The organism is Klebsiella michiganensis, from assembly GCF_015139575.1.
In the GTDB taxonomy this organism is placed as follows: Bacteria; Pseudomonadota; Gammaproteobacteria; order Enterobacterales; family Enterobacteriaceae; genus Klebsiella; species Klebsiella michiganensis.
Window position 1 is genome coordinate 3,237,498 of sequence record NZ_AP022547.1, and the last position, 25,796, is coordinate 3,263,293.

25 protein-coding genes are annotated in these 25,796 nt (G+C 58.3%); 13 read left to right on the forward strand and 12 right to left on the reverse strand.

The annotated features are described in order from the left end of the window. Window positions 1–22 precede the first annotated feature (22 nt). Complete coding sequence (locus JLG71_RS15225; RefSeq protein WP_032720794.1) at window positions 23–1,198, reverse strand: efflux RND transporter periplasmic adaptor subunit; 1,176 nt, start codon at window positions 1,196–1,198, stop codon at window positions 23–25. Between the two features lie 335 nt (window positions 1,199–1,533). On the opposite strand from JLG71_RS15225, the gene JLG71_RS15230 reads away from it, so the two are divergent. Beyond that, complete coding sequence (locus JLG71_RS15230; protein ID WP_025107948.1) at window positions 1,534–1,908, forward strand: helix-turn-helix domain-containing protein; 375 nt, start codon at window positions 1,534–1,536, stop codon at window positions 1,906–1,908. Between the two features lie 74 nt (window positions 1,909–1,982). Here the strand turns inward: JLG71_RS15230 and JLG71_RS15235 are convergent, their stop codons facing one another. Beyond that, entirely contained in the window at window positions 1,983–2,777 is a 795-nt protein-coding gene (locus tag JLG71_RS15235) for an AraC family transcriptional regulator (protein ID WP_009653008.1), read from the reverse strand. Between the two features lie 77 nt (window positions 2,778–2,854). Here JLG71_RS15235 and JLG71_RS15240 point away from each other — a divergent pair, with 77 nt between their 5' ends. The 7 genes from JLG71_RS15240 (at window position 2,855) to JLG71_RS15270 (ending at window position 9,629) form a co-directional block, all read left to right on the forward strand. Beyond that, complete coding sequence (locus tag JLG71_RS15240; RefSeq protein ID WP_200913583.1) at window positions 2,855–4,894, forward strand: FUSC family protein; 2,040 nt, start codon at window positions 2,855–2,857, stop codon at window positions 4,892–4,894. Beyond that, window positions 4,884–5,099: a DUF1656 domain-containing protein gene (locus JLG71_RS15245; protein WP_014229155.1), complete on the forward strand. Its 216-nt coding sequence runs from the start codon at window positions 4,884–4,886 to the stop codon at window positions 5,097–5,099. The genes JLG71_RS15240 and JLG71_RS15245 overlap by 11 nt, the downstream gene beginning before the upstream one ends. After that, window positions 5,096–6,019 carry an efflux RND transporter periplasmic adaptor subunit gene (locus JLG71_RS15250; protein WP_032720798.1) on the forward strand — a complete coding sequence of 308 codons (924 nt, stop codon included), beginning with the start codon at window positions 5,096–5,098 and terminating at the stop codon, window positions 6,017–6,019. Before JLG71_RS15245 ends, JLG71_RS15250 begins: the two co-directional genes overlap by 4 nt. A gap of 110 nt (window positions 6,020–6,129) precedes the next feature. After that, on the forward strand, window positions 6,130–6,930 hold the full coding sequence (locus JLG71_RS15255; protein WP_032749315.1) for a hypothetical protein: 801 nt from the start codon (window positions 6,130–6,132) through the stop codon (window positions 6,928–6,930). 373 nt (window positions 6,931–7,303) lie between these two features. Beyond that, complete coding sequence (gene asd / locus JLG71_RS15260) at window positions 7,304–8,422, forward strand: aspartate-semialdehyde dehydrogenase (RefSeq protein ID WP_025107953.1); 1,119 nt, start codon at window positions 7,304–7,306, stop codon at window positions 8,420–8,422. Between the two features lie 72 nt (window positions 8,423–8,494). Beyond that, window positions 8,495–9,031 (forward strand): dihydrofolate reductase family protein, encoded by a 537-nt coding sequence (locus tag JLG71_RS15265; protein ID WP_109240270.1) that lies wholly within the window; start codon window positions 8,495–8,497, stop codon window positions 9,029–9,031. 106 nt (window positions 9,032–9,137) lie between these two features. Next, on the forward strand, window positions 9,138–9,629 hold the full coding sequence (locus JLG71_RS15270) for a DinB family protein (RefSeq protein ID WP_042945062.1): 492 nt from the start codon (window positions 9,138–9,140) through the stop codon (window positions 9,627–9,629). Between the two features lie 124 nt (window positions 9,630–9,753). Here JLG71_RS15270 and JLG71_RS15275 read toward each other — a convergent pair whose 3' ends face one another. The 6 genes from JLG71_RS15275 to JLG71_RS15300 all read right to left on the reverse strand — a co-directional run bounded on the left by JLG71_RS15275 (window position 9,754) and on the right by JLG71_RS15300 (window position 15,230). Next, window positions 9,754–10,569, reverse strand: coding sequence for a phytanoyl-CoA dioxygenase family protein (locus JLG71_RS15275; RefSeq protein WP_049102542.1), 816 nt, complete (start codon window positions 10,567–10,569; stop codon window positions 9,754–9,756). Between the two features lie 23 nt (window positions 10,570–10,592). Next, window positions 10,593–11,762, reverse strand: coding sequence for an acetylornithine deacetylase (gene argE, locus JLG71_RS15280; RefSeq protein WP_064375765.1), 1,170 nt, complete (start codon window positions 11,760–11,762; stop codon window positions 10,593–10,595). Beyond that, window positions 11,755–12,429, reverse strand: coding sequence for a DUF1028 domain-containing protein (locus JLG71_RS15285; RefSeq protein WP_014229145.1), 675 nt, complete (start codon window positions 12,427–12,429; stop codon window positions 11,755–11,757). The genes argE and JLG71_RS15285 overlap by 8 nt, the downstream gene beginning before the upstream one ends. Continuing rightward, window positions 12,426–12,860: a RidA family protein gene (locus tag JLG71_RS15290; protein ID WP_014838322.1), complete on the reverse strand. Its 435-nt coding sequence runs from the start codon at window positions 12,858–12,860 to the stop codon at window positions 12,426–12,428. The genes JLG71_RS15285 and JLG71_RS15290 overlap by 4 nt, the downstream gene beginning before the upstream one ends. A 23-nt stretch (window positions 12,861–12,883) precedes the next feature. Beyond that, window positions 12,884–14,143 carry a flavin-containing monooxygenase gene (locus JLG71_RS15295; RefSeq protein ID WP_025107957.1) on the reverse strand — a complete coding sequence of 420 codons (1,260 nt, stop codon included), beginning with the start codon at window positions 14,141–14,143 and terminating at the stop codon, window positions 12,884–12,886. 169 nt (window positions 14,144–14,312) lie between these two features. Next, window positions 14,313–15,230 carry a LysR substrate-binding domain-containing protein gene (locus JLG71_RS15300; RefSeq protein ID WP_009653045.1) on the reverse strand — a complete coding sequence of 306 codons (918 nt, stop codon included), beginning with the start codon at window positions 15,228–15,230 and terminating at the stop codon, window positions 14,313–14,315. Between the two features lie 487 nt (window positions 15,231–15,717). Here JLG71_RS15300 and JLG71_RS15305 point away from each other — a divergent pair, with 487 nt between their 5' ends. The 4 genes from JLG71_RS15305 to JLG71_RS15320 are packed head-to-tail and all read left to right on the forward strand — an operon-like array spanning window position 15,718 to window position 19,728. After that, on the forward strand, window positions 15,718–17,238 hold the full coding sequence (locus JLG71_RS15305) for an amino acid ABC transporter permease/ATP-binding protein (protein WP_064358483.1): 1,521 nt from the start codon (window positions 15,718–15,720) through the stop codon (window positions 17,236–17,238). A 27-nt stretch (window positions 17,239–17,265) separates the two neighbouring features. Beyond that, complete coding sequence (locus JLG71_RS15310; RefSeq protein ID WP_049082366.1) at window positions 17,266–18,138, forward strand: phytanoyl-CoA dioxygenase family protein; 873 nt, start codon at window positions 17,266–17,268, stop codon at window positions 18,136–18,138. A 23-nt stretch (window positions 18,139–18,161) separates the two neighbouring features. Continuing rightward, window positions 18,162–18,992 (forward strand): ABC transporter substrate-binding protein, encoded by an 831-nt coding sequence (locus JLG71_RS15315; protein ID WP_004850396.1) that lies wholly within the window; start codon window positions 18,162–18,164, stop codon window positions 18,990–18,992. Between the two features lie 4 nt (window positions 18,993–18,996). Next, window positions 18,997–19,728 carry a class II aldolase and adducin N-terminal domain-containing protein gene (locus JLG71_RS15320; protein ID WP_046877239.1) on the forward strand — a complete coding sequence of 244 codons (732 nt, stop codon included), beginning with the start codon at window positions 18,997–18,999 and terminating at the stop codon, window positions 19,726–19,728. A 156-nt stretch (window positions 19,729–19,884) separates the two neighbouring features. Here the strand turns inward: JLG71_RS15320 and JLG71_RS15325 are convergent, their stop codons facing one another. Further along, window positions 19,885–21,384, reverse strand: a complete 1,500-nt coding sequence (locus JLG71_RS15325) for an aldehyde dehydrogenase family protein (protein WP_064375763.1) — start codon at window positions 21,382–21,384, stop codon at window positions 19,885–19,887. A 235-nt stretch (window positions 21,385–21,619) separates the two neighbouring features. Between JLG71_RS15325 and feaR the strand changes: the two genes are divergently transcribed. Beyond that, a complete protein-coding gene (gene feaR / locus JLG71_RS15330) occupies window positions 21,620–22,528 on the forward strand; it encodes a transcriptional regulator FeaR (RefSeq protein ID WP_025107961.1) in 909 nt (302 codons plus the stop codon). On the opposite strand, the gene JLG71_RS15335 is transcribed toward feaR, so the two are convergent. The 3 genes from JLG71_RS15335 to JLG71_RS15345 are packed head-to-tail and all read right to left on the reverse strand — an operon-like array spanning window position 22,529 to window position 25,684. Continuing rightward, window positions 22,529–22,852 carry a YdbL family protein gene (locus JLG71_RS15335; protein ID WP_014838317.1) on the reverse strand — a complete coding sequence of 108 codons (324 nt, stop codon included), beginning with the start codon at window positions 22,850–22,852 and terminating at the stop codon, window positions 22,529–22,531. A 7-nt stretch (window positions 22,853–22,859) separates the two neighbouring features. Next, window positions 22,860–23,045: a YnbE family lipoprotein gene (locus JLG71_RS15340; protein ID WP_004121063.1), complete on the reverse strand. Its 186-nt coding sequence runs from the start codon at window positions 23,043–23,045 to the stop codon at window positions 22,860–22,862. Next, complete coding sequence (locus JLG71_RS15345; protein ID WP_046877237.1) at window positions 23,045–25,684, reverse strand: YdbH family protein; 2,640 nt, start codon at window positions 25,682–25,684, stop codon at window positions 23,045–23,047. Before JLG71_RS15345 ends, JLG71_RS15340 begins: the two co-directional genes overlap by 1 nt. Window positions 25,685–25,796 lie beyond the last annotated feature (112 nt).

Below are 25,796 nucleotides of genomic sequence, written 5' to 3' on the forward strand. Positions count from 1 at the left end.
GTTGGATTCTCAGGTCAAGGGATCAGTTGAGGGCGGTGCTGGCGGTCATGGCCACGGTTTTCGCGTTAACCGGCATGCCCGGCATAAACACTTTCTGTAGACCATCGACGATGACTCTGTCGCCCGGCTTCAGCCCCTGCTGCACGATGCGCAAACCGTCGGCCAGACGGCCCGGCGTAATATCACGGCGCTGCGCTTTACCCTCTTTATCAACGACATAAACATATTTGCGATCCTGATCGGTCAACACCGCTTTATCATCGATAAGCGTGGCGTTGAATTCCGCGCTGCCCGGCAGGCGGACGCGGGCAAAGAGACCCGGCGTGAACTGACGCTGCGCGTTATCCAGCAGCGCGCGCATCCGGATCGTGCCGGTGCTCGGCGTTAACTGATTATCCAGAAAATCCACTTTGCCCTGATGGGGGTAGCCCTCTTCGCCAACCAGGCCAATCTCCACCGGCAGCGCCAGATGATTGCTGGACGCGCCCTGCCCGCTGCGGGCGAGATTTTGATAATGGAGGTAGGTCGACTCGTCCACGTCAAAGTAGACGTAAACCGTCTTCTGCGACACCAGCGTGGTGAGCACGCTGGCGCTGTCGCCGGCGGTGACGAGGTTACCGCTGGTGATCAACGCCCGGCTGGCGCGGCCATCGATAGGCGCGGTCACTTTGGTGAAGTCCAGGTTAAGCTGCGCGGCGTCGACTGCCGCCTGGGCGGCGCGAATGTCGGCCTGCGCCTGGGTGGCCGCGGCGCGACGCTGCTCCCACTCTTCGCGGGAGACCAGGTTGGTATTGACTAATTTATCGGTACGGTTAGCCTCGCTTCGCGCCAGGCTGGCCTGCGTTTTGGCTCTCGCCAGCGTCGCCTGCGCCTGTTCCAGCGCGGCGCGATAGGTTCTGTCATCGATAGTGAACAGCACCTCCCCCTTTTTCACCTCCTGGCCGTCGGTGTAATTCACTTTGTCAATGTAGCCGGAGACGCGGGGTCGCAGCTGGACGCTTTCCACCGCTTCAATCCGACCGTTAAAGCTGTCCCACTGACTAATGGATTTGACGACCACATCAGCGGCGCTGACGGCGGGCGCCTGCGGCGCGGCGTTTTGCGCGACGCCCTCATCGCATCCAACGAGGAGCGCCGAGAGCAGCATCACGCCCGGCACAGTCAGATGAAAGTTACCCCAGTATTTTTGCAGGCTCATTATTTTTATTCCGGTATTGGTAGCCGCCGGGCAAGACGCAGCGGAAGACACCGCGCCACTTCCTTTGTCCGGGCTGGCTTAAGGCCATTTGTGTCGTTCATCGCCACAAAATTGTAACAGTTGCGAATACACTATCGCGGCGATTGTAGGAAGGCGCTAAATTTAGTGCAAGAATAATTGTTGCACTTTATGTGCTATTCCTGGCGCCTAAAAATGGCGCGTTTCCGGCATGGATTTAAATGCAACAATAAAACTTGCAATTAGTGCAAAAACGGGCCACCTTTAAATGCAACAGATAAAGATGCTTTTTTAGACGCTGCGTAGAGGTACATCAGATGAACACTGGCGCATTCATTCACGATTTACTCGACTGGATCGACAACAATCTTGATAGCCGTCTGGATATTGGCACCGTCGCCAGGCGAGCAGGCTATTCGAAATGGCATCTGCAGCGGCTATTTAAGGAGCATACCGGTTATCCTCTCGCCGAGTATATTCGCGCGCAAAAGCTACAAAAATCGGTCGAGCGCTTAGCCCACAGCGACGAACCGATTTTGAACGTGGCGATCGCCCTGGGCTTTGACTCCCAGCAGTCCTTCAACCGCAGCTTCAAGCGTCAGTTCGGCCAGGCCCCCGGCGCATGGCGCCGCAGCATCGGCAACCCGGATACGACGGGATTACGCCAGCCGCCTCCGCCCTTCTCTGACTAAATTTTGCGCTCGCCGCGGCGCTGTGGCCGCGGCGGATATTAAGCGCCTCACTCCGCATCCAGCCTGCGCGCCGCTCAGGGATCTGCCGTTCTTCGACCGGCAAAGTAGTGCGCGGGGGTGCTCCCCATCGTTTTTCTGAACATGGTGATAAACGCGTTGACCGACTCATACCCCAGATTAGCCGCCACGTTTTGCACCGATACCCCGCTTGCCAGCTCCCGCAGGGCAATAATCAAATGCAGCTGCTGACGCCATCGCCCGAAGGTCAGACCGGTTTCGCGCAGCATCAGGCGTGCTAATGAGCGCTCGCTGAGCGCCAGCCGTTTCGCCCAAACTTTAAAGGTGCTGCGATCCTCCGGGTGGCTGACCAGCGCATCCGCCATGGCGCGGATCTTAGGATGCGCCGAAACCGGCAGACTCAGCTTCTGCTGCGGCATGGTGGCCAGCTCATCGAGCGTCACTCTGGTCAGCCTGCCGACATGGCTCTCCGCGGCGTAATCGACGTCCGCATTCGTTAAGCGGTCAACTAACGCTTTAATCAGCGGCGAAATCGCCAGCGTGCAGCATTTCTCCGGCAGCGCGGCGGCGCCGGGTTCAATAAACAAATAGTTGAGATGCGCATTCCAGGTCGCTTTGGCGCTGTGCGGGATCCCGCCGGGGATCCACACCGCGCAGTCTGGCGGCACTATCCAGATATCGTTTTCCGCACGACAAATCACCGCCCCATAGAGGGCAACGATCAGTTGTCCCTTGCGGTGGGTATGAACCGGCACTTCTGCCGCGTAATCAACGAAATCAATATGCCGCGCGACGGCAGGGCTCGGCGTGCTATCGGGATCAAACAGGGTATGGGCAAGTCTGGATGGCATCTCATTGGCAACATTTAGGTATTTTTTGACAGAATAGAGTATTTAAGGAGACGCGCAAAGCGGGAATAATTCCCGGCATGAGCACATTAACTTCCCATCACAGCCGTTTTTTACACGCGATAAGCCGTTGGTCAGGCCGCATAGCCTCTCCCTCGCTGCTGAGCGACGCCCATGCCCTGCTCTATTCCGTCAGGAGTTTTGCCGCCGCGATGCTCGCCTATTACGTTGCCCTGGCGATTGGCCTTGAACGGCCCTCATGGGCCATCATCACCGTCTACATCGTGTCGCAAACCTCGGTGGGCGCGTCCCTGAGCAGAAGCCTTTATCGCCTGGCCGGTACCGTGGCCGGCGCGGGGGCCACGGTATTGATTGTGCCGACGTTTGTGAATACGCCAATTCTATGTAGCGTGATTCTGGCAGGCTGGATCACCTTCTGCCTCTATTTATCCCTGCTTGAACGCACGCCCCGCGCCTATGCCTTTGTGCTGGCCGGTTATACCGCAAGCCTGATTGGTTTTCCCGCCGTCGCCGATCCCGGCACGGTGTTTAACATCGCCCTCATCCGGGTACAGGAAATCGCGATCGGTATCGTCTGCGCCGCACTGATTCACCGCTACATTTTACCTGCCCGGATATCAGGGCTGTTCAACAGCAAATTAGCCCAGACGCTGCACGCCGCGCGCCAGCGGATTGCCGACACCCTGGCAGGCAAGGCCGACGCGCAGTCAGAGCCGCTGCATCTGGCGCTGGCGCTACAGTTTCTGCAGGGTATCAGCCACCATATCCCGTATGATTTTGCCCTTTCGGTTCCGGCCCGCCAGGCCAGGAAAGCGCTCCATGACAGGCTGGCGCGGTTAGTGATTGTCAACGGCGAAGTGCGCGATCGTTTGCAGATCATCGCCGAGATGCCCGCCGCGATGCAGGCTCTACTGAATGACGTGCAGGTCTGGCTGACCTGCGACGATACCGGCCAACGCAAAAACGCCGCAGAAGCGCTGCACCAGCGCAGCGCGCAGTTAGCGCAGCGGCTCGCGGCGCAGGCGCGGACCTTTGAAGATGCGCTGCGGGTAAATTTCTTACGCTACATCGCTGAGTTGATTACCCTCCTGCAACAGTGTGAGCGGCTTTCGGAGGCCATTCATCACGCCAGGCCTGCGCCAGCGCAGGCGGAAGATCGTGCGGCGACAGGATACGTTTTCCATCGCGATCCCCTCAGCGCCGCCCGCACGGCGCTGGGCGCTTTTGTCATCATTCTGAGCGGCTGTCTGCTATGGATTTACTCTGCCTGGCCCGATGGCGGCACGGCGGTGTCGATTCTCGGGGTTTGCTGCACGTTGTTTGGCAGTTTCGACACGCCGGCCCCGCATATTGTGAAATATATTATCGGCTCTGTCTGGGGCGTAGTGATAAGCCTTATCTATAGCTTCGCCCTGCTTCCTCCGCTCAGCGATTTCCCCGTGCTGGTGGCGGTGCTTGCCCCGGTCTATCTGCTTGCCGGATCGCTGCAGGCGCGGCCCCCCACGACCTTTATGGCCATGGGGATAACGCTGACGCTGCCGGTACTGTGCGAGCTGGGCGCGCGCTACAGCGGCGACTTCGCCGACGCGGCCAACACCGCGATCGCCCTGTTTTTCGCGACCGGCTTTGCGGTTATCGGCATGAGTCTGCTGCAAACCGTACAGGCGGACGCGGCGATAAAGCGTCTGCTGAAACTGTGCCAACGCGATATTCGCCGCAGCGTGAGCGGCGTATTTAAAGGCGATGAAACGCACTGGACCAATCTGATGATCGACCGGGCCGCCCTGCTGCTACCACGCTTGCCGCGCAGCGGGCAGTCCTCCGCCCGGGCGCTCGATCGCCTGGTGCACTTTCTGCGCATAGGCCTCTGCGTGATGCGCCTGCGCCGTTGCGAAACGCCCGCCGGCAGCGATATCCACGAGGTGCTTTCTCGTCTTACCCACACAACGGAGACCGAAGCCTTACGCGAGCGCATTGCCGCCATGGCGAACCGCTGCTTGCCCGCGAGGGAGGAACAATCATGCCAGTTTGTCGACCGACTGGTCGATCTGCACTGCGCGTTACGGACGCAGAACGAGGAACCCACCCATGATAAATGACATCAATATCGGGGGCGTTTTTATCCCCGGACTGCTGCTGACCGCGCTCATTGCCCTGGTCTGTACGCTGCTACTCGTACCGCTTTTCTCCTGCAGCAGGCTTTACCGCCGCTTGCCCTTACGCCCGCTGCTTGATGTTTCAACCTATATCGTGACCTTTTTCCTGCTTTTGCAGGGCCTGACCACACTGGGGTTATTCGCATGAAATCTTTTTTCTCTTTGCTGGGCCGTTACGCGCTGACGTTAATCGCAGTAGCGGTAGCGGCCTGCGTGGCGTTTATTTTCTGGAAACAGTATGCGCAGACGCCCTGGACGCGCGATGGCCGGGTTCGGGCAGATGTGGTGCAGATTGCGCCGGATGTTTCCGGGCCGGTGAGCAGCGTGGCGGTGCGGGATAATCAGTGGGTTAACCGCGGCGATGTGCTTTATGCCATCGACCCGCGCTGGCTGAAGCTGGCGGTGCTCAGCGCGCAGGCCGACGTCGAAGCAAAACGTCATGAAATGCTGATGCGCCAGGATGCCGCCCGGCGACGCGCGCTCATCAAAGGGGTCATTTCCGGCGAGGATATCCAGCAAACAGGCAGCGCAGCGCGCGTCGCGGCGGCCAATTATCAGGGGGCGCTGGCTGCGCTGGAACTGGCGCAGCTGAATTTATCCCATGCAACGGTGCGCGCCCCGGTTACCGGCTACGTGACGCATCTTCGGCTCCGCCCCGGCGACTACGCCGCGGCGGGAGAGACAAAGATCGCCGTGGTCGATGCGCACAGTTTCTGGGTGGTGGGCTATTTTGAAGAGACTAAGCTGCGTCATATTCGCGTCGGGAGCGCCGCACACATTTCGCTGATGGGGTTTGACCCGCTCATCACCGGGCACGTGGAGAGTATCGGCCGGGGGATCGATGATAGCAATGACGAGACCGGCGGGCTGGGGCTGCCGGATGTCAATCCCACCTTCAGCTGGGTGCGACTTGCGCAGCGAGTCCCCGTTCGTATTCAGTTAGATAAGATACCGGAAGGGATTGAACTGGTGGCGGGACTATCCGCCAGCGTTTCTATCCTGCCTGAAAGCCCTGACGGCGGGCGTAGCGGAGGATCGGGCTACGTGGCTCAGGCTATCCACCCATAGTGGACACAAGACTCAATGAGGAAACGACGCTTCCTGCAAAAATATCTGGCCCGAATATACCGAACTCGATATTCTGTAATGCTTTGTATTTTTTGTGAACAGGAAAAAGTATGCTTAGTACGTTACCCGATTTACACAGAAGTTTTGCAGAGCAACTCAAGCTTAACGTTCAGTCTGACGCCCGGATTCACTCCCTGCTCGGGGGCGGATCGCTTATTCATGGCGGATTTGATAAATACTCCGATTTGGATTTTGTCGTTGTGGTAGACCCTCTCTACTACGATGAAATCATGGCGCAGCGTGTGGCGTTCGCCGGAACAGCAGGCAACCTGCTGCATGCGTTCACCGGGGAACATGTCGGAGAGCCTCGCCTGCTGATATGCCTGTATGGCCCTGAACTCCTCCATGTCGATCTGAAATTTGTCACCCTGGACATGCTCACTCAACGCGTTGAGGAGCCGGTAGTGTTATTTTCTCGCGATCGCCATGCCCTGGAGCGACATCTGGCACAATTTCGTGCCCAGTGGCCTGACATGACGCCGGAGTGGTTTGAGTCCCGAGCCTGGATCTGGCTTCATTATGCGGTGGTTAAACTGGGAAGGGGCGAACTTTTCGAAGCGATGGGTATGCTGTCATTCTTCCGGGAGCAAGTGCTGGGACCGATGCTGTACCGCCGCGCCAATCTACCGCAGCGTGGGGTTCGCCGCATTGAATGCCACAATATCGATCCTGAGGGCCTGCTGACCTCCACGCTGGCCACGCACGATCGTGACTCCGTCAGCATCGCCATCAGCAAGGCGGTTGACGCTTATATCAATCTGCGCGCTGATGCGCTGCCTGAAAATATCGCGGACGATGCGGCACGACGGGCGCTCCTTGCCATGCTGAAAGCGTATTCTGAACGGGTTTAAACGATACTTCCGGCCGCTTAAGTGGCCGGAATGTAAAAGAGAGTCTGATACACATCATTGAAGGCCCGCTCCTCCTCATTGCAAACCCTGGCTTTGTTGAGTCTGGCAGCTATATGCCAGAAGCGGATGTCTTAAGCCTGTTCTTTCCTTTAAACGCGAATACCGCAGGATATCGACCTGAATATTATTGATTTCATATCAAATACTTGCAATGGATTTTTAGCTATGGAAGAGATAAAAATCGCTGATGCTATATGAAACATTTTAATAATGACGGAATCGGATGTTGTTCGTAATGACCTTTAATTTGGAATGAGATATAACGTGCCTCGAAGAAAATTAACATTCTCATAACGTAATTAGGGTTAAGCAAATGAAGCAGGTTGGCATTGTTGGTTGGCGAGGAATGGTCGGTTCTGTTTTGCTACAGCGAATGATCGAAGAGAACGACTTCGACAATATATCGGCGCATTTTTTCAGCACCTCCAGTGCAGGAGCCGCCGGTCCTGTCATTGATGGCGTCAGCTACACACTTAAAGATGCTAATTCCGTAAGTGCGCTGGCCGAAATGGACATCATCATAACCTGCCAGGGCGGGGATTATACCAAAGCAATATACCCTGCTTTGCTTAACCATGGCTGGGAAGGCTACTGGATTGACGCGGCCTCAGCGCTACGGATGGATGAGAAAGCCTGCATTATTCTCGACCCCGTCAACCGCAACAATATCGATCGTGCAATTAAAGAAGGTATTAAACTTTTTGTCGGCGGCAACTGTTCCATTACGCTGAGTCTTATGGGGCTGGCTGGGTTGATAAAGGCTGACTTGATCGAATGGATGAGTGTGATGACCTACCAGTCCGCATCGGGTGCTGGTGCACAGTATGTACGGGAACTCATTGCGCAAAGTGCCTACATAAGCCGCCATTTATCTCCGGATGAGCTGGCATCCTCAGGTTCAGTGCTTCCGTTAGTTAATAAGGTCAGTGAATTGATTAACAGCGCTGATATGCCGACCCAAAACTTCGGTGCACCTTTGATGGGCAGCATCATTCCCTGGATTGACAGCGATTTAGGCGATGGCAATAGCCGTGAAGAATGGAAAGGTGAGGCGGAAACCAACAAAATTTTAGGCCTGTCTCCCGGTACGATCCCGGTAAACGGCTTATGCATACGCGTCGGCGTGATCCGCTGCCACAGCGCTGCTATAACCCTTAAGCTCAAGCGTGAAGTCAACGAAGAGGAATTTGCCGAATTAGTGATGAATTCCCACCCCTGGGTTAACTATGTGCCCAATAACAAGGAAGAGAGTGTCCGTACCCTGACACCGGCCTGTATCAGCGGTTCGCTTAAGGTTGGTATTGGTCGTTACAAGAAAATGTCGCTAAACAATGAACCGATCTACTCGGTCCTGACGGTCGGCGATCAGCTATTGTGGGGAGCAGCGGAACCATTACGCCGCATGTTGAATATTTTGGCTGGCAAAGCGTGAATCATATTATGTGGACAAAACACCTCCCCCTAAACTCAACGGCATAGATACAAGCTGAATACGGAGCACTTGATGGTCACCACACATGTTTTTATCGCGGTCAGTCTTGATGGTTATATCGCCCGACAGGATGGCGATATCGACTGGCTGTTGCAGCGCGATGACCCGACAGAAGATCATGGCTATGCCGCATTCATCGCGGACAAAGATTGGATCGTTATGGGCCGGGGGAGCTATGAGAAAGCGCTGACTTTTGACCAATGGCCTTACGATCGACCCGTGCTGGTTCTCTCCCGACAGCTAACCGATACCGCCATTCCCGAGACGCTGAAGGGCAAAGTGCAGCTCTCAAGCCGCACGCCGGGCGAAGTGCTTGCTGACCTGGCGGCGCAAAACGCGCATCGCGTCTATCTGGATGGCGGGCAGGTAATACAGTCGTTCCTGCGCGAAGGTCTGGTCGCCGATATCGTTATCACGACCGTTCCTGTCCTGCTCGGTTCGGGAAAACCATTGTTCGGATCCCTGACCAGGGATATCGATTTGACGCTGTTATCAAGCCGCAGCTTCCCTTCGGGACTGGTGCAGTCGCACTATCGGCTGACGTCATAAACGGCCTATAAACCTGACGGCGGCCTACGCTAAAGCAACAGTACCGCCCTGCCAGCGGTACTGAATGTTACTGATATAATGACAAAATAGATAAAAGAGGTGACGCATGGGTACTGACAAAATAGCTACGCTGTTTAGATACAAACGCTGGATAGATATTGAAACGCTACAAGCGATTAAAAGAATTGATGCGTCTGCGAATGCAGAAAAACGCCATCTGACGCTCAGATTAATGAATCACATACATGTGGTTGATATGATCTTCCGCGCTAACATTACCGGCCAGAAGCACTCCTACACCGCACTGAACACGCCAGAGACGCCCTCTGCCGATGAACTTCTGAGAACGATGACTGAATGTACAGACTGGTATATTCAATACGTCAATGCTATGTCCCCCGTTGACCTTGCTGAAACCATTAAATTCCAGTTTGTCGATGGCGGACCTGGTGAGATGAAGGCGGTCGATATGCTCAATCATGTGCTGTTTCACGGAACATATCATCGCGGCGCTGTAGGTTGGCTACTTTCAGAAAGTGGTGTAACCCCACCCAAGGACGTACTGACCGTCTTTCTAAGAGATCATAACCACGAGTAACCGAGTCATATCAATTTCCTCCCTTAGCCCTTAAAGCAAAAAATTAAGGAGCTTCAATCCCCTCAGTCAGTGAGTGAAAACCTTTCGCTGCAAGATGGGCGGGGCCTCGCCCGCCCTGCCGCCGCTACCGCGGCCAGACCTGCGGAAACTCATCGGCGACAAGCTGTTCTCCGTCGCGAAGCTTAAGCCCCGGAAACGGCGGCGACGTCACGCCGCCGCGGTCGGCGAATGTCGCATCATCCCCTACCCAACGGGCGGAAAATACCCGCCGCGCGCGGGCGGTTGAATTGCCCTTTGCCCCATGCAGCGTGCGGAAATGAAAAGCGACCGCATCGCCCGGCTCCAGCGCCCAGCTGACGATATCGTAATCCTCCTGATGGGCATCAATGTCCGGCAGCTCTTTAAAGCGCGAATGGGAATAGAGCTTTGAACCGTTAAACCGCGTTGGGCTGAACTCATCGTCCCAGCGATGGGAACCGCGAATACAGCGCAGCGAAATCGCCTCCGCTACCGGATCGAGCGGGATCCACAGACTGACATTCTGCCGCCCCTCCACGCAGTAATAGGGCTGATCGTGGTGCCATGGCGTTACCGTACTGCCGCCGGGCTGTTTCACCAGCGTGTGCTCGTGGAAAAACTTCGCCGTCTGCGACCCCATCAGCGCCGCGGCGATCTCCGCCGCTGGCGACTGAAAAACAAAATCGCGAAATTCCGGGATTCGTTGCCAGTTGCAATAGTCCTGAAAAAACGGCGCCGAGCCGTCCTCGGGGATCACCGTTCGCGCGTGACCGTACTCGCTGGGGTTCGCCATCAGCGCGGCGACGCCGCGCGACAGGCTCTCGATCCACGGCGTGAACACGCCTTTAAGTAGCACGACGCCGTCGGCCTGCCAGCGGTCGATGGTCTGTTGATCAATAAGCGGGGAGTTCGGGTTTTGCATAGTCGCCATCCTGTGTTGATAAATCAGCGAAGAGAATCGGAGGGATCGGCGCGCATCCAGGCGCAAAGGTTTTCCAGCATCGCCATACAGCGTTCGGTCTGGGGGATACTGATATATTCGTCCGCCTTGTGGCCCTGAGCCATGCTGCCCGGCCCGCAGATCAGCGTCGCGACGCCCGCCTCGTCAAACAGGCCGCCTTCGGTGCCGTAGGCGACGGTGGTGAAATCGTCGCTGCCGCACCACTGCGCCAGCCAGCGGGCGAACTCTGACTGCGGGTCGCTCAGCAGCCCCGGATAGTGGCTCAGCGTCTGGAAATGAATATCGCTGCGCTGCGCCACCTTGCGCATCGCCGGAAGCAGCTGCTCGCGGGCATAATCGCCCAGGGCGTCGGTCACGGCCTGCGGGCGCGTGCCGGGTAAATAGCGAATCTCAAAGTCGAACCAGCAGGATTGCGGAACGATATTCAGCGCCGCGCCGCCGTGAATCGTCCCCACCTGCAGCGTGCCCGAGGGCGGCGAAAACCGGCTATCCTGCTGCTGCGCAAGGCTTTCACCCAGCGCGTCCAGCCGGGAAATCAGCCTGGCCGCGTAGCTGATCGCGTTAACTCCTTCCGGGGCGTAGGCCGAGTGGCAGGCGTGCCCTTCCACGCGGCAGCGCACCGCGAGCTTACCTTTATGGCCGTAGACCGGGCGCATGTCGGTCGGCTCGCCGATAATGCACAGCGCCGGTTTCCCGGCGGAGGCGCGGAGAAAATCCACCAGGCTGCGCACGCCCAGGCAGCCAACCTCCTCATCATAAGAGAATCCCAGGTGCAGCGGCATCCGCAGCGGCGCGGCAAGAAACGCCTCCAGCGACGCCAGCACGCAGGCGATAAACCCTTTCATATCCGCGCTGCCGCGACCGTAGTAGCGCCCGTCACGTTCGGTAAGGGCGAACGGCGGCACCGTCCACGCCTGACCATCCACCGGCACCACGTCGGTATGGCCGGAGAGCATCACCCCGCCGGGGCCGGTTGGCCCAAGGCGGGCATAGAGGTTTGCCTTGCGCCCTTCGTCGTCATAAAACAGCTGCGACGTCACGCCGCGCGCGCGCAGAAAGTCGCCGAGCCAGGCAATCAGCGCCAGATTCGACTCGCGGCTGGTGGTATCAAACGCCAGCAGCGCGCCGAGGATCTCACGCACGCGGTTATTCATCGCCCGGCACCCCGTAGGTCGGCGCTTCGCGCGGGTCAAGCGCGCGGGTGATGTACGCTTCCATCTGCGGCTCGTAGGCCAGCCACAGCGCTTCCAGCGCCGCTACCGGGCGTTCTTCCGCCCAGTCGACGCGTAAATCCACCACTGGCCAGGCGTAATCCTCCACGACTTTAAGCGCCGCCGAGTGCTCCGGCCCGGCTTCGCCGCCCGCATCGATACCCGCCTGCAAAGCCGCGATCAGGCGGCTGGCCAGTTCGCCGCTGGCGGCTTCGAACGCCGCCGTCATGGCGGTAATCACCTGCGGGTTGGCCAGCATATTCCCCGCCGCCACGCAGTTCTCGCCCTGCGCCAGCTGCCAGATGCCGAGCGTATGTTCGCCGCTGAACACGGCGCTCTCGCCGCTGGCGTCGATGACCGCCACCTGGCGGTAATCGCTAAACCGGTCTTCGCCCAGCGCCTGCGTCAGGGCCTGCTGCGGCGTGAGCCCCGCCTCAAGCCCGGCAAGAATCTGCGGTCCGAGCGCGGGCAGCGTGATGTTCTGGCTGGACACCGCGCCAACGCCCGCCAGCAGCCACGGGCAGCGGGCGCCAACGGCAATGCTGGATGAGCTAATCGCAATGCCCAGTTGACCTGACTCCGGGCACAGGGCGGAAATAGAGAGGGTCATGGTGCCTCCTGCGCATGCCAGTCGTCAGGGATCACCGCCGTGACGTCAATTTCCATCAGCCACTGCGGTTGGGCGAGAGCCGACACTACCACGCCGGTCGAAATAGGAAACACGCCTTTAAGCCATTTCCCCACTTCCTGGTACACCGGTTCGCGGTAGCGCGGGTCGATCAGATAGGTCGTCGTTTTCACAATATGCGTCAGATCGCTGCCGGCCTCTTCCAGCAGCTGTTTAACGTTCTTCATCGCCTGTTCCGCCTGGGCGCGCGCGTCGCCCAGCCCAATCAGATTGCCGTCAAAATCGGTACCCACCTGGCCGCGAACGTACACGGTGTTTCCCGCGCGCACCGCCTGGCACAGATCGTTATTGAGCGTCTGATTGGGATAGGTTTCTTTGGTGTTAAACATCCGAATACGGGTATGGGTTGGCATAGGTTGCGTCCTCAAATCAGGCATTAGCAGGAAGGTTGATAGCGTTGATACTGGCGCTGAATGGCAATCTGATCGGCGATATATTTCGCATCGTGCCAGACGCCCCAGATAAAGGTTGAGCCACGGCGGGAGAGCCACGGCAGACCGAGAAAATAGACGCCCGGTTCGCTGGAAACGCCGCGATGATGCTGCGGGCGCTGCTGTTCATTAAAGGCGTTGACCTTCAGCCAGCGGTAATCGGTGGTATAGCCGGTAGCCCAGATAATGCAGCTCACCCCCGCGGCTGCCAGGTCGAGCTCGGTGAGGGGCTGGGTCAGGCAATCGGGGTCGGGCAGGAAAAAGCGCGCTTCCGGCTCTTCCGGCAGCGACAGCCCGTTGCGAGCGATATACTCATCCGCGGCGTCGAGCAGCGCCAGATAGGAGGCGTCGCCGAGACGAATGTTGTCCGCCAGATCGGCACGGAAAACGGCTTTGCCCTCGGTAAAGCCGTGCGTCTGTCCGACCAGGGTAATTCCCTGGTGCGCCAGCTGGCGAAAATCAACGGTATGACCGCCGCGCGCGCCGCTGACCGCAATCGTCACGTGCTCTTTGCCGGGCTGATTGGCCGCCGCATCCCACAGCCCTAACACCCCCAGCCACCAGCAAAAATCGCGCTGGCGGTAGCGGCGCGGCGGGCGATCGTGCGCGCCGACGGAGAGCCATACCGCGCGCCCCGCCCGGCGGAGCTCATCGGCGATTTGCACGCCGGACGACCCCGCGCCAACCACCAGCACGCCGCCTTCCGGAAGCTGCTGCGGGTTGAAATAGTGCGCAGAATGAATCTGCTGTACAGCGCTATCCTGCGGCGCGATGGCCGGTATCACCGGGCGCTGGAACGGCCCGGTAGCGGCGACGATACGCTGCGCCTCAATCACGCCCAGTGACGTTTCCACGCGAAACCCCGGACGGCCGTTTAAGCGCTCGGCGCTAAAGACCTCAACGCCGGTTTTGATCGGTGCATTAAAGGTTTTGGCATACGCGGCGAAATAGTCGGCGATTTGCTCTTTGGCGACAAAGCTGTCGGCGTCGCAGCCGGGAAAGGTCATGCCGGGAAACCGATCGTGCCAGGCCGGGCCGTTGGCCACCAGCGAATCCCAGCGGCCGCTGCGCCAGGCCTCAGCGATGCGCTTTTTTTCCAGCACCAGATGCGGAATGCCGTGATGCGTCAGATGCTCGCTCATGGCGACGCCCGCCTGCCCCGCGCCTACCACCAGGGTATCGATCTCTGTAATCTGCTCTGTCATATCTGTGTCCTTCAAGCACGGTTGTCCGGCTTATCCGCCGGGATTGACAGAACTCAGGTTAAGTAAGTGTGATGAAATGGTAAATTATTATAAAACGATCGTCTGAATAGAAATTTACGAGGCTGAATGACGCGACAAAAAAATAACGCTTTCGGCCGCGTTAATTAAATTACGCGTGCTGATGCGGCGTTAATTCTATGCTGCGGCAATAATCCATAAATAGCTGCGTCGGACGCGTGGGTTCATTATTGGCAAGATGCGCCATAATTAATGTCGATGCGGGCATTTCGTCGGCAATATCCAGCTGCACCAGCTTTTCGCCGTCATAGGTCATATCGCACAGCGGACGGGTAACCAGTACCGAAAAGCCTAATCCCTGCCCGACCATACAGCGCACCATTTCTATGGACGGCGAACTGTAGGCCACTTCCGGGTGATAACCTTTCTCTTTAAATATCGAGACAAAATAGTTTTTGCTGGGGACCGCATCGAGCAAAATCATCGGTTCCCGGCTTAATTCCTGGAGCGTGACGCATTTTTTCTGCGCCAGCGGATGAGAAGCGGGCAGCAAAGCATAGGGTTTATGCGGGGCGTTCAGCAGCTCTTTATGAATGGAGTGACCCAGCTCCAGGTCGTAGACCAGCGCCAGATCGAAGCGCCCGCGGTGCAGACCGTGCATCAGTTCATGCTGTTCGCCGTCGTAGAGCTGGAGAGTAATTTCGGGATACATTTTTTTAAATCCCGCTACCAGTTTTGGCATATACAGCGGCGCGACGGATTCAAAGCAGCCGACGGAAATAGTCCCGGATACCAGCTCTTTATCCGCCCGCGAGTTCTGCTCAAACTCATAGGACAGCCGCAGCAGCTCTTTGGCTTTATCGTAGAAGCGCCGCCCGCTTGAGGTCAGGGATACGCCCTGCGCATGGTGACGAATAAACAGCTGCTGGTCGAAGGTACTTTCGAGGTTTTTAATCGCAATAGAGATCGACGGCTGGGCAATGTGCAGCTGACGGGAAGCCTCAGCGATACTCTCCGTTTCCACCACCGTCACGAAATATTTAAGCTGTTTGAGGGTAAATCGGTTCATCGCTTCACCATTGATAAAATATTGTCTTATTACGAACGGGCTTAGTTTTACGATAAGCAGCCTGCAAGCATCGTGCCATGCCGTTTGCGCTTTACCTCGTCGGCAAATAGCCGCCGTTTCTATTTAATAACCCGCCCTCTTTTTTTGCCTGATTTCGCGTATTGCACCATAAAGCATCGCCCTGCACCTTATTCGCCCGCGGCGCGCCCCAATATTGCACAAATTGTCATTTTACGAAAAATCAGGTTTAAAAATAAGGGTGATTGTTTTTAAGTTGTTTCAATACTGTTTCTCATTAATTGCGTTAAATTCCCTGAGGTTAATATAGCTGTATAGTTTTTTTAAACTTAAAGGCCAAAAATTTACTAATTGCCACCGGTCGAAGAGTGCCAGCATAGTGTCATGGCAAGATGAACGCCGGCGGCTCCCCATTTTAGAACAGGGGAATCGCCTTAATTTCCGTTAATTATGGCGAGTGAAATAGCCCATGACGTTTAACTGGAACTATATGTTAAGCCTGCTCAGCGATATCGATTTCTGGCAGGCCACCTGGACCGTCATCAAATTAAGTTTGCTGACCTGGGCTTTCAGTATTGTGCTGGGGTTTATTCTGGCGCTGGCCAAACAGTCGCCGCGCAAGCTGTTTAACGCGCCTGCCCGCCTCTATATCTGGCTGTTTCGCAGCATGCCGCTGCTGGTGCTGCTGATTTTTGTCTACAACATGCCGCAGGCGCTACCCTCCTTCGCCCCGGTGCTGAACGACCCGTTCTGGGCCGGACTGCTGGCGATGGTGCTGAGCGAAGCCGCCTATATTGCTGAAATTCATCGCGGCGGACTGCTGTCGATTCCCAAAGGACAGAGCGAAGCCGCCCGCGCGCTCGGGCTGCGCTATGCTGGCACCCAGTGGCGTGTGGTGATCCCGCAGGCGCTGCGCGTCGCCCTGCCGGCGCTGGCTAATGAGTATATCGCCATCGTCAAGCTCAGCTCGCTGGTGTCGGTTATCTCCCTGACCGAGATCTTAATGGTCGGCCAGCGCCTCTATTCGCAGAATTTCCTCGTCATGGAGACCATGGCGGCGGTGGCGTTTTACTACATCCTGATCGTCACGGTGTTTGATTTCCTGCTTAAGCGCCTCGAGACCTGGCTCGACGTCACCCAGCGTAAGACCACGCGACTGGTGGATGAAGAAATGCAGCAGCTGGCCACCGCGCGGCGTCCGGCAATGGCCCGCAGCGTTAGCGTCGCGCAGGAACCGGCGCTGCAGGCGTCAAAGCTGCATAAAGCCTATAACAATGTCGAAGTGCTGGGCGCCGTCAGCCTGCAAATTCAGCCCGGCGAAGTGGTCTCCGTCATCGGCCCGTCCGGCTCCGGTAAAACCACGCTGATCCGCCTGCTGAACGGCCTTGAGCAGATTGATAACGGCGAGATCAAAATCAACGGCCAGCCTTTTATTCACCTTGACCGCCAGGGGCAGCAGAAGCCGCGTTTTATGGAGAACAGCGAGCATCGCCAGAATATCGGCATGGTTTTCCAGAGCTTCAACCTGTTCCCCCACCTGACCGTACTCGGCAACCTGCTGCTGGCGCCGCGCTATCACCATCTGGCCAGCGAAGGCGAGCTGAAGCAGCACGCCTGCGAACTGCTGCATAAAGTCGGCATGCTGGAACACGCGTGGAAATATCCGCATCAGCTTTCCGGCGGCCAGCAGCAGCGGGTAGCGATTGCCCGCGCCCTGATGATGCGCCCACAAATTATGCTGTTCGATGAGCCCACCTCGGCGCTGGATCCGGAAAAAGTTAACGAGGTTCTGCAGGTTATCGAATCGCTGGCCCATGAAGGCATCACCATGGTGATCGTCACCCATGAAATGAACTTCGCCTTTAAGGTTTCCGATCGAATTGTGTTTATGGAAAAAGGACGCGTGGTCTGCGACGACACGCCTCAGGCAATGCGCGACGGCCAGCATCCGCGCGTGGACGCCTTCCTGAAAGATGTCTCTTTGGCTTAACGCCTCCGTTCCCGAAAGGAGAAAAATATGATCGCGCAGTGGCAAATCGAACAGTTTCATCAGCAGGGTTTTCTGGTTGTCGAAGAGGTGCTTTCCGCCGAGGATGTCGCGCTGCTGCAGGCCGATTTCGACGCCTGGGTCGAAGAGAGCCGACAGCATAGCGAGGTGTGGGGCGAAACCCTGGACGGTCGGCCGCGTTTCGACCTCGAAAGCGATCACGCGCCCCATCATCCGTCGCTGCGCCGTGTGAGTTCCCCCACGGAGATTTCCGCCGCCTACCGCCACGCCGCGCTTGATTCGAGAATGGCGGCGATTGCCGGCCAGCTGATCGGCGGCAGCGGGACCCGCTTCCATCACAGCAAAATCAACTCCAAGCTGCCGCACACCGCCACGCAGGTGAAATGGCACCAGGATTTTCTGTTTACCCCCCACAGCAATGACGACATCATCACCGCCCTGCTGATGGTCAGCGAAGTGACGCCGGAGAACGGCCCGCTCAACGTGGTGCCAGGAAGCCATCGGGGACCGCTGTGGTCCCACTGGCAAAACGATCGTTTTACCGGCGCCGTGGATCGGGAGGTTGAAGCGACCCACTGCCAGCAGCCGCAGGCCTGTTTTGGCCCGGCGGGATCGGTGTGCTTTATGCATACTCGTCTGCTCCACGCCTCCAGCCCCAATGAAACCGACCTGCCGCGGACGCTGTTTATCAGCGTCTACGCGGCGGAAGATGCCCTGCCGTACGGCGAAAATCCGCTGCCCAGCGCGCACGCCGGGCAGATGGTTGCCGGGGAAGAGAGCGGCCTGGTGCGCAGTACCGTGAATCATTTACGCCTGCCGCAAAAACCGCGCGGCGCATCCTTTTTCGTCCAGCAGGCCGGTACCGATCGCGCCAGCATGTAATTTGCCCACTCTCTGGAGGTTGTATGAAACGTTTTAAAGCTTTCCGCCCTGCTGCCCTGCTCCTTTGCACCGCCGGCGCCCTGTCGTCCTTTAGCGCTCAGGCCTTCCAGCAGCCGGGGAAAATCACCGCCGGTTCGGATATGACCTTTTTCCCGTATGAATATATGGAAAACAACAAGCCCGCCGGGTTCGATATCGAGTTTCTTGCCGGGCTGGCAAAAACCATGGGCCGCGAGGCGGTGAATATTGATACCCGGTTTCCGAATTTGATTCCGGGCTTGCAGGGCGGACGCTTCGATATCACCAACTCGTCAATGTACATCACCGCCGAGCGTCTGAAGGTTATCGATATGGTGCCCTATCTGAAAAGCGGCGAAGCGATCCTCGCGCTGAAAGGCAGCGACTATCAGCCGAAAACGCCGGAAGCGTTTTGCGGCCACAAAATTGGTTCAATGGGGGCGACGTCATGGCTGGCGCAGCTGCAAAAGCTCTCCGCCGACTACTGCGTGAAAAAGGGCCTGAAGCCGATAGCGCTCAGTGAATACACCACCGACCCGCAAACCACCCAGGCGCTGCTCTCGCGGGCGGTTGAGGCGCAAATCACCGATGCGGCGGTGGCGCGCGGCGTGATCGACAAGCTTGGCGATCGGGTGACCATCTCTTCCGAAACCTTAATTTATCCGGTGCTCAACGGCTTTGGGGTGAAAAAAGGCAATAGCGAAGTGAAAACCGCCCTGGAGGAAGGGCTGAAGAAATACAGCGCGACGCCGGAATACGCCGCGCTGCTGAAGAAATATAACTTCCAGGCGCCGACGCCAGAGGATCTGCAGACTCTAATGCCGAAAGCGGAGTAATCATATGGCCCGCTCTTATGAAGAACAGACGCGTATCGACCTGGCGGCGACCTTTCGCATCATCGCCCATCTCGGGATGCACGAAGCGGTGGCCAACCACTTTAGCGCGGCCATCTCGGCGGACGGCAAAAAATTCCTGCTGAATCCGAAGTGGAAACACTTTTCGCGCATCCGCGCCAGCGACCTGCTGCTGCTGGACGCCGATGATGAAGCCTGCGCCCGGCGAGCGGACGTGGACGCCACGGCGTGGGCGATTCACGGGCAAATCCACCAGCGCCTGCCGGAGGTGCGGGTGGTACTGCACCTGCATCCGGTGTATACCACCAGCGTTGCTTGCCTCGAGACGCCGCATATCCCGCCGATCGATCAGAACACGGCGCGCTATTTCAATCGGGTAGCCGTCGATAGGTTGTACGGCGGCATGGCGGACACCACGGCGGAAGGCGCGCGTCTGGCGGCGCTGCTGGCCGACAAGCGCCGGCTGCTGATGGGCAACCACGGCGTACTGGTGACCGCGCCGTCGATTGGCGAGGCTTTTGATGATATCTGGACCCTGGAGCGCGCCTGCCAGATTCTGGTGACCGCCTGGTCAACGGGGCAGCCGCTGAAAGTGCTCTCCGATGCGGTGGCGGAGAAAACCGCGCAGGACTGGGAGGGGATCGCCGACTTTTCACGCCAGCATTTTGCAGAGATGAAGCAGATGATGATCGACGCCGACCCGTCCTTGCTGGAGTGACGGTTTACTCCCGGAGAAAGGCGCCACCGGGCATACGGAGATAAGCCGGATTTGAGGTATCGAGGCGCGGATTTTGCCGCAGGACTGGCGACAGAATCCGCAAGTTACGCGCTTGTAGCCCCGGTAAGGCGCCAGCCGCCACCGGGGAAAAGGCGGCTAGTAGCGCACGCAGACCGACTTTGTTTCGCACCAGTCGTCCAGCCAGTCGGGGCCGAAATCGCGGCCGGTACCGGACTGCTTCATGCCGCCGAACGGCAGGTTGGCGTCGATCAGCGTATGGCTGTTGACCCACACCGTCCCCGCCTGCAGGCGATCGGTATAGCTCAGCGCCTGGCTCAGGTCGCGGGTCCAGACGCTGGCGGTCAGGCCAAAATCGCTGTCGTTGGCCAGGCGCAGCGCCTCTTCCCCGTCGGCCACGCGTACCAGGTTCACCACCGGACCGAAAACCTCTTCCCGGCTAAGGCGCAGCCCGGCGTCGGGATTAATCACCAGCGTTGGCGCAATATAGTAGCCCTGCGCATTCGGCCCCACGTTACCGCTAATCAGCTCTGCCTTCTGCTGACGGGCTTCATCAAGATAGGCCGCCACTTTTGCGCAGTGCGCCTGCGACACTACCGGGTTAATCTGGCTGCTCTCGAGCATACCGGGCCCGACCTGTAGCGACTTCACCGCCTGCTCGAAGCCGCTCACCAGCGTATCGAACAGCGGCGCTTCGATATAAATTCGCGAACTGGCGGCGCACACCTGCCCCTGATTCAGAAAGCTACCGGTCATTAATCCCTCAATAACCCACTGCGGATCGGCATCTTTCAGCACGATGGCCGGGTTCTTGCCGCCCAGCTCCAGCGTGACCCGGGTAAGGCGGTCAGCGGCCACGCGGGCAATCTGTTTACCGGTAGCGGTCGATCCGGTAAAGCTCACCTTGGCGACCTGAGGATGCGAGGTCAGCGCCGCGCCGCACCCGGCGCCGCTGCCGGTCACCACGTTAAAAACGCCGCCCGGCACGCCGGCCTCGGTTGCCAGTTCCGCTACCCGCAGCAGGGTCAGCGGCGTGGTTTCCGACGGTTTAATGACGATCGAGCAGCCAGCCGCCAGCGCGGGCATCACTTTCCACATGCCGATCATCAACGGGAAATTCCACGGCACGATCCCGGCCACCACGCCCACCGGCTCTTTTTTGGTCCACGCCTGATAGCGTGCGCCCTGCGGGAAAGGGATCGATACGTCGAGGGTGCGGCCGCTGATTTTAGTGGTCAGTCCGGCGGTATAGCGCATCCAGTTCAGCGTGCAGCCCACTTCAAAGGCGCGGGAAATGTTAATCGATTTCCCCTGTTCAAGGGTCTCCAGCTGCGCCAGCTCCTCGCCGTGCTGCTCCACCAGGTCGGCGAAGCGCAGCAGGATCCGCTCGCGGTCGGCGGGCGTCCGCCCTGCCCAGCTGCGGGAAACGAAAGCGCGCCAGGCGGACATCACCGCCCGATCGACATCCGCGGCGTTGGCATCCGCGGTGCTGGCGATAGCCTGACCGGTGGCCGGATCCCAGACGGTTAAGCGCTTTTCGCTCTCTGCCGCCTGCTGCGCACCGTCGAGATACAACCCATGCTGTCTGTCTAAAAACTGCTGCACGCTGGCGAGTAGCGCGACCTGTGATGTGGACATACCCCTTCCTTATTGTTCACGGATAGTGGTTTCAGTTTATGCCGGGGTCGCGATTCACGCTTTTTTCTCTGTGACATTCGCTGTTGCCGCTGTGACAGGCGCCGCAATTAAGTTGATGAGGCGGACAGAAAATGTGCAGCAGGTAATAGTTCTTTCATATACTCCGCCGTTGCCCCTTGCCTCCGGCATCATAAGTGCAACAATGCAAAAACATTATTATTACAAGGGATGCGCGATGAGTACGGCAAATCGTGGGCAGAACTACCAGCATTGGTTAGCAAAAATCAATCAGGTCTGCGGGCAGTTTGCCGCCCGTCCGCTGGCTGATAATTTCCACGGTGAGATCGACGCCAGCTATGCCGGCGACCTGAAAGTCAGCACGGTGACCGCCTGCGGCATTAATCTTTATCGCACCCGACAAGAGATCCAGCGCGATAACGACGCCTGGTTTTATACCGTCTTCCAGCTCGCGGGCCAGGCGACGATCGAGCAGGATGGCCGCCAGGCGATGCTGGAAAGCGGCGATATCACCCTGATCGACGCGTCTCGTCCCTGTTCAATTATCTGGCAGCAAACCTCGCGTCAGGCCTCCCTGCTGCTGCCAAGATCGCTGCTGGAGCAACAGCTGCGCGGCAGTGAAATCAGCATCGCTACCCGGCTGGCGAAAAGCCTGCCGATGGTCCAGCTCAGCCAGCGCCTGCTGCATGAAAGCATGAACAGCCCTGAACTCTCGGCCAGCGAAAGCAAAGCGGCGCTGGAGGCCATCGTCTGCCTGCTGCGCCCGATGCTGCATCATCAGGAGGCCCAGCCGTCCCGGCGCGATAAGCAGTTTCAGAAAATCATGGCGTTAATCGATGAGTCGATTCAGGCGGAACATCTGCGCCCGGAGTGGCTGGCCAGCGAAACCGGCATGTCGGTGCGCAGCCTCTATCGGCTGTTTGCGGAAAAGGGGCTGGTGGTGGCGCAATATATCAAAAATCGTCGGCTCGATTTGTGCGCCCGCGCGCTGCAAAGCGCCCATGATGACGAAAAGCTGGCGGGGATCGGCTACAGCTGGGGCTTCAGCGATCATAGCCATTTTTCCACCGCCTTTAAGCAGCGCTTCGGCGTCTCGCCGGGGGAGTATCGCAAGCGCTGCCGATAGCTATTTTTTCAGCCATTTGCCGTTAAGGCCCTTCACGTACTCGCCCGGCTGCGCCCTGGCGACCAGCTTCTGACCGGCCATTTTCGCCACCTGATCCACCGGTAGATTATTGTCATCCGCCAGCTGCTGATAGCTGTCGCTGCGGGCGGCGTTGATCTGCTTCACCAGCTCAAGGGTTTCTTTATCCTGACGCAGCGGTTCAAGATAGCCGTTGAGGGTTTCGCCGACCCGCCCCTGCTGGCGAGCCTCATTCAGGGTCAGGGCCTGCGCCTGAGCGCTGAACAGCACCAGCGCCAGCGCGGCGGTTATCAGTCGTATTCTCATCATCGCCTCAGAACAGATCGCTACGCGATTTGAGCAGATTCTCAACGTCTTTATCCAGCTTGATATGAATTTCATGCTCAATTTTGACGTTCATATTGATGGTGATCGGCTCTTTCGATGCCGCGATTTCAATACGCGGCGTACAGCCCGCCAGCAGCGCGGTGGCCAGAAAGGCGGCGAATAGTTTGATCATTATTGTTGTTCCTTACAGGTATGACTGTCCTGACAGCGCGGCGCGGGCAGCCTGGCGTTCTGCTCCAGCCACGCCTGCAGATTGTCGCCGAAACGCAAGCTGCGCCACAGGTCAAAAATATTCTCTTCATGGGAGTAGTTTAAGTGCACCGTATTGCTTTTGCCTTCTACCCGGCTGGTGCCGCTAATCGTCGCCTTCAGCGTCAGTACGCCGAGGTTATCGAGGTTGATCCGCGTCCACGAGGTGGCCACTTCCATATAGCGCAGCCAGTTAATGGCCGCCCCGGCGGAGACGTTGTCAGCCACCAGCGCGTCTGCCGTGTCTTTATCAAGACGCATCGTCATCGGCCCCGGATTGCTGAACCAGCCGTCCTTGATAATCCATTTATCGTTATCCAGCCACAGCGGCAGCGCACCGTTAAACGGGCCGGACACGGCGAACTGCTTCACTTTAATCGCGCTAATTAACTCGCTGCTGGAGATGTTTTGCAGACGCAGCAGCGCCGGATCGTGCTGCGGCATCCGCAGCTGCTGCATGGTCAGCTTGCCGCCGAGAATATCGACGCTGACGTTGCTTAACTGTAAAGGTGCGTCTTCACTCCAGGGCCAGGCGCCCTGGAGATCCGCCGTCAGATTGCGCGCGGTGAACTGGTTGACGACTTCGCCGATGCGCAGCGATACCGGATGGCGGGTGCCAAGCTGCCAGGTGGCGTCGCTAAAGCGGAACGGCAGCACAAAATCGACGCCGTTGATCTGGTTATCCGGCATCCAGGCGCTGCCGTCTTTGAGCACACCGTGACCGCCCGCCTCGAAGCCCTGTTCGGCGGCGGCAGAGAATGCCACCTGCGCGTAGAGCGTTCCCTCACGCAGGTTCATCTTCCACTCCGGCGGCACCAACGGCTGGAAAACGGTCAGCGACTGTTTTGGCCACCACGCCTCGCCGCGCAGACGTTCGCCGTCCCAGCGCCCGGTCACGCGCACGGGGCCAATTTTTTGCGCATGCAGGGAGCCGCTGAACCGGAACCGGGTCGGATCGCGGCCATCAATGTTGAACTTAAGCGTTGACGGCGGCAGTTCGCTGCCGCCGCTGAAGGTGGTTTTCCCGGCATCCAGCGACAGCGCGCCGGTCAGTTTAGGATGCTGCTCATCGCGCAGCCAGTGGATCGGTTTTTCCAGCGTCAGGCGCGGGGTACTCACCAGCATGGATCCATACTGCAGCTTATCGAAGCCGGTCGACAGGCTGTTGAGCACAATGGCGCTATCAACCCATTCGCCCGCGCCTTTAACATCCCAGCGCGCCTGCATCGGGGTGAAATGGCCATCGCCCCAGTAGCGCCACTGCCAGCGGCCGCGGTCGGGCATAAAGTTGTCGGCCTGGCCATCAAGATGCAGGATAAAATCCCCCATCTCCTGCTCATGGGCGCGCAGAATAGCCTGCAGGCGGCCATCAACGCCCTGTTGCGTCACTTTAACGCCCGCCAGAGGCCAGCGGATTTCATCGATATTCAACGAATCGATGACCCGCCCGCGCGAACGCAGCAGCGCGCCGGGGTGAAAATTGAGCACCGGCGCGGTAAGCGGCCCGCTCAGCTGCGCGGGCAGTCGGGCATAAAAAATCAGATCGCCGAGCTTGGCCTCGCCGGTCAGCTGTAGCGGCATGTCGCTGCTGTCCATGCTCAGCTTACCGGGGCCGATATTCAGCACGGCGTTGCCCTTCCCGGCCTGGCCCTGAGTGAGCACGTTAAGACGCCCGCTGACCTGCATCTGCTCGGTGCCCTGCTGCCAGTTGCCCAGCGAAAGCGCAACCCGGCCGCTCAAGGCGTTGCCCGCGTATTCGGTGTGCCAACGGCCATCGCTGATGACGATACGATCCGGGGTGATTTCCCACGGCAGGTCAAGCATCGGCTCCACTTCACCGCGCGGCGTGACCAGCAGCTGCCCGCGGTTCTTCTGCCACTCCAGCTCGGCATCGACAAGACCGGGGGTTTGTGGAAATTCAAAGGTGCTGAACAGGTGGCCGTCGACCGGCAAACCGTCCGGCACCAGCGGCATCTGAAACTCACCCACCAGCTTCACCGGCGCCTGGTCTTCCACCAGACGCGCGGAAAAATCGCTGACCGTCAGCGCCTGGCCGCGCAGCCGCGCCTGGAGGGTAACCTCTTTACCGGCATAGCCGATATCCTGCTGCTGCGGCGTTAGCGACATCACCAGCCGCCCCTGCCATTTCTCCCACGGCGACAGGCGCAGATTGTCAATCGTCAGCCAGCTGTAAGGGAGCATTGATTGCCATTCGGCGAGGGTTTTCGGCGCCCCCGGCGCGGCTTCGCTTTCCGGGAGCTTGTTCAGGCAGGCGCTGTTTATATCCAGCTCGCTGATATGTAAACGCCAGCGGCTGGGACGCGAGAGCGAGGCATTGGCGACGCGCGCGATTTCGCAGTCGCCGACCAGGTAGCGCAGATCCGGAATACGCAGCGCGGAGCGCGTCAGTCGCGGGCTTTCATTAAGTGAGATTCGGGTTCCCGCCGGTAGCCAGATACCTGCCAGCGTGGGCACCCAGTGGGTGAGCGTTAATAGCAAAGCCAGCGGTAGCAGCACGAGGGCTAATAATAGCGCGATGGCGGCTTTATATTTACCCTTCATGGGCAGCTAATATCCTGATTCGAAATAAGTAAAAGCCGAGAGGCCGCTATTGTGGCACGTTCGACCTGTGAGTTAAAGTTTCCATCCCGTTTAAGCGTAGTCGCCGCTATGT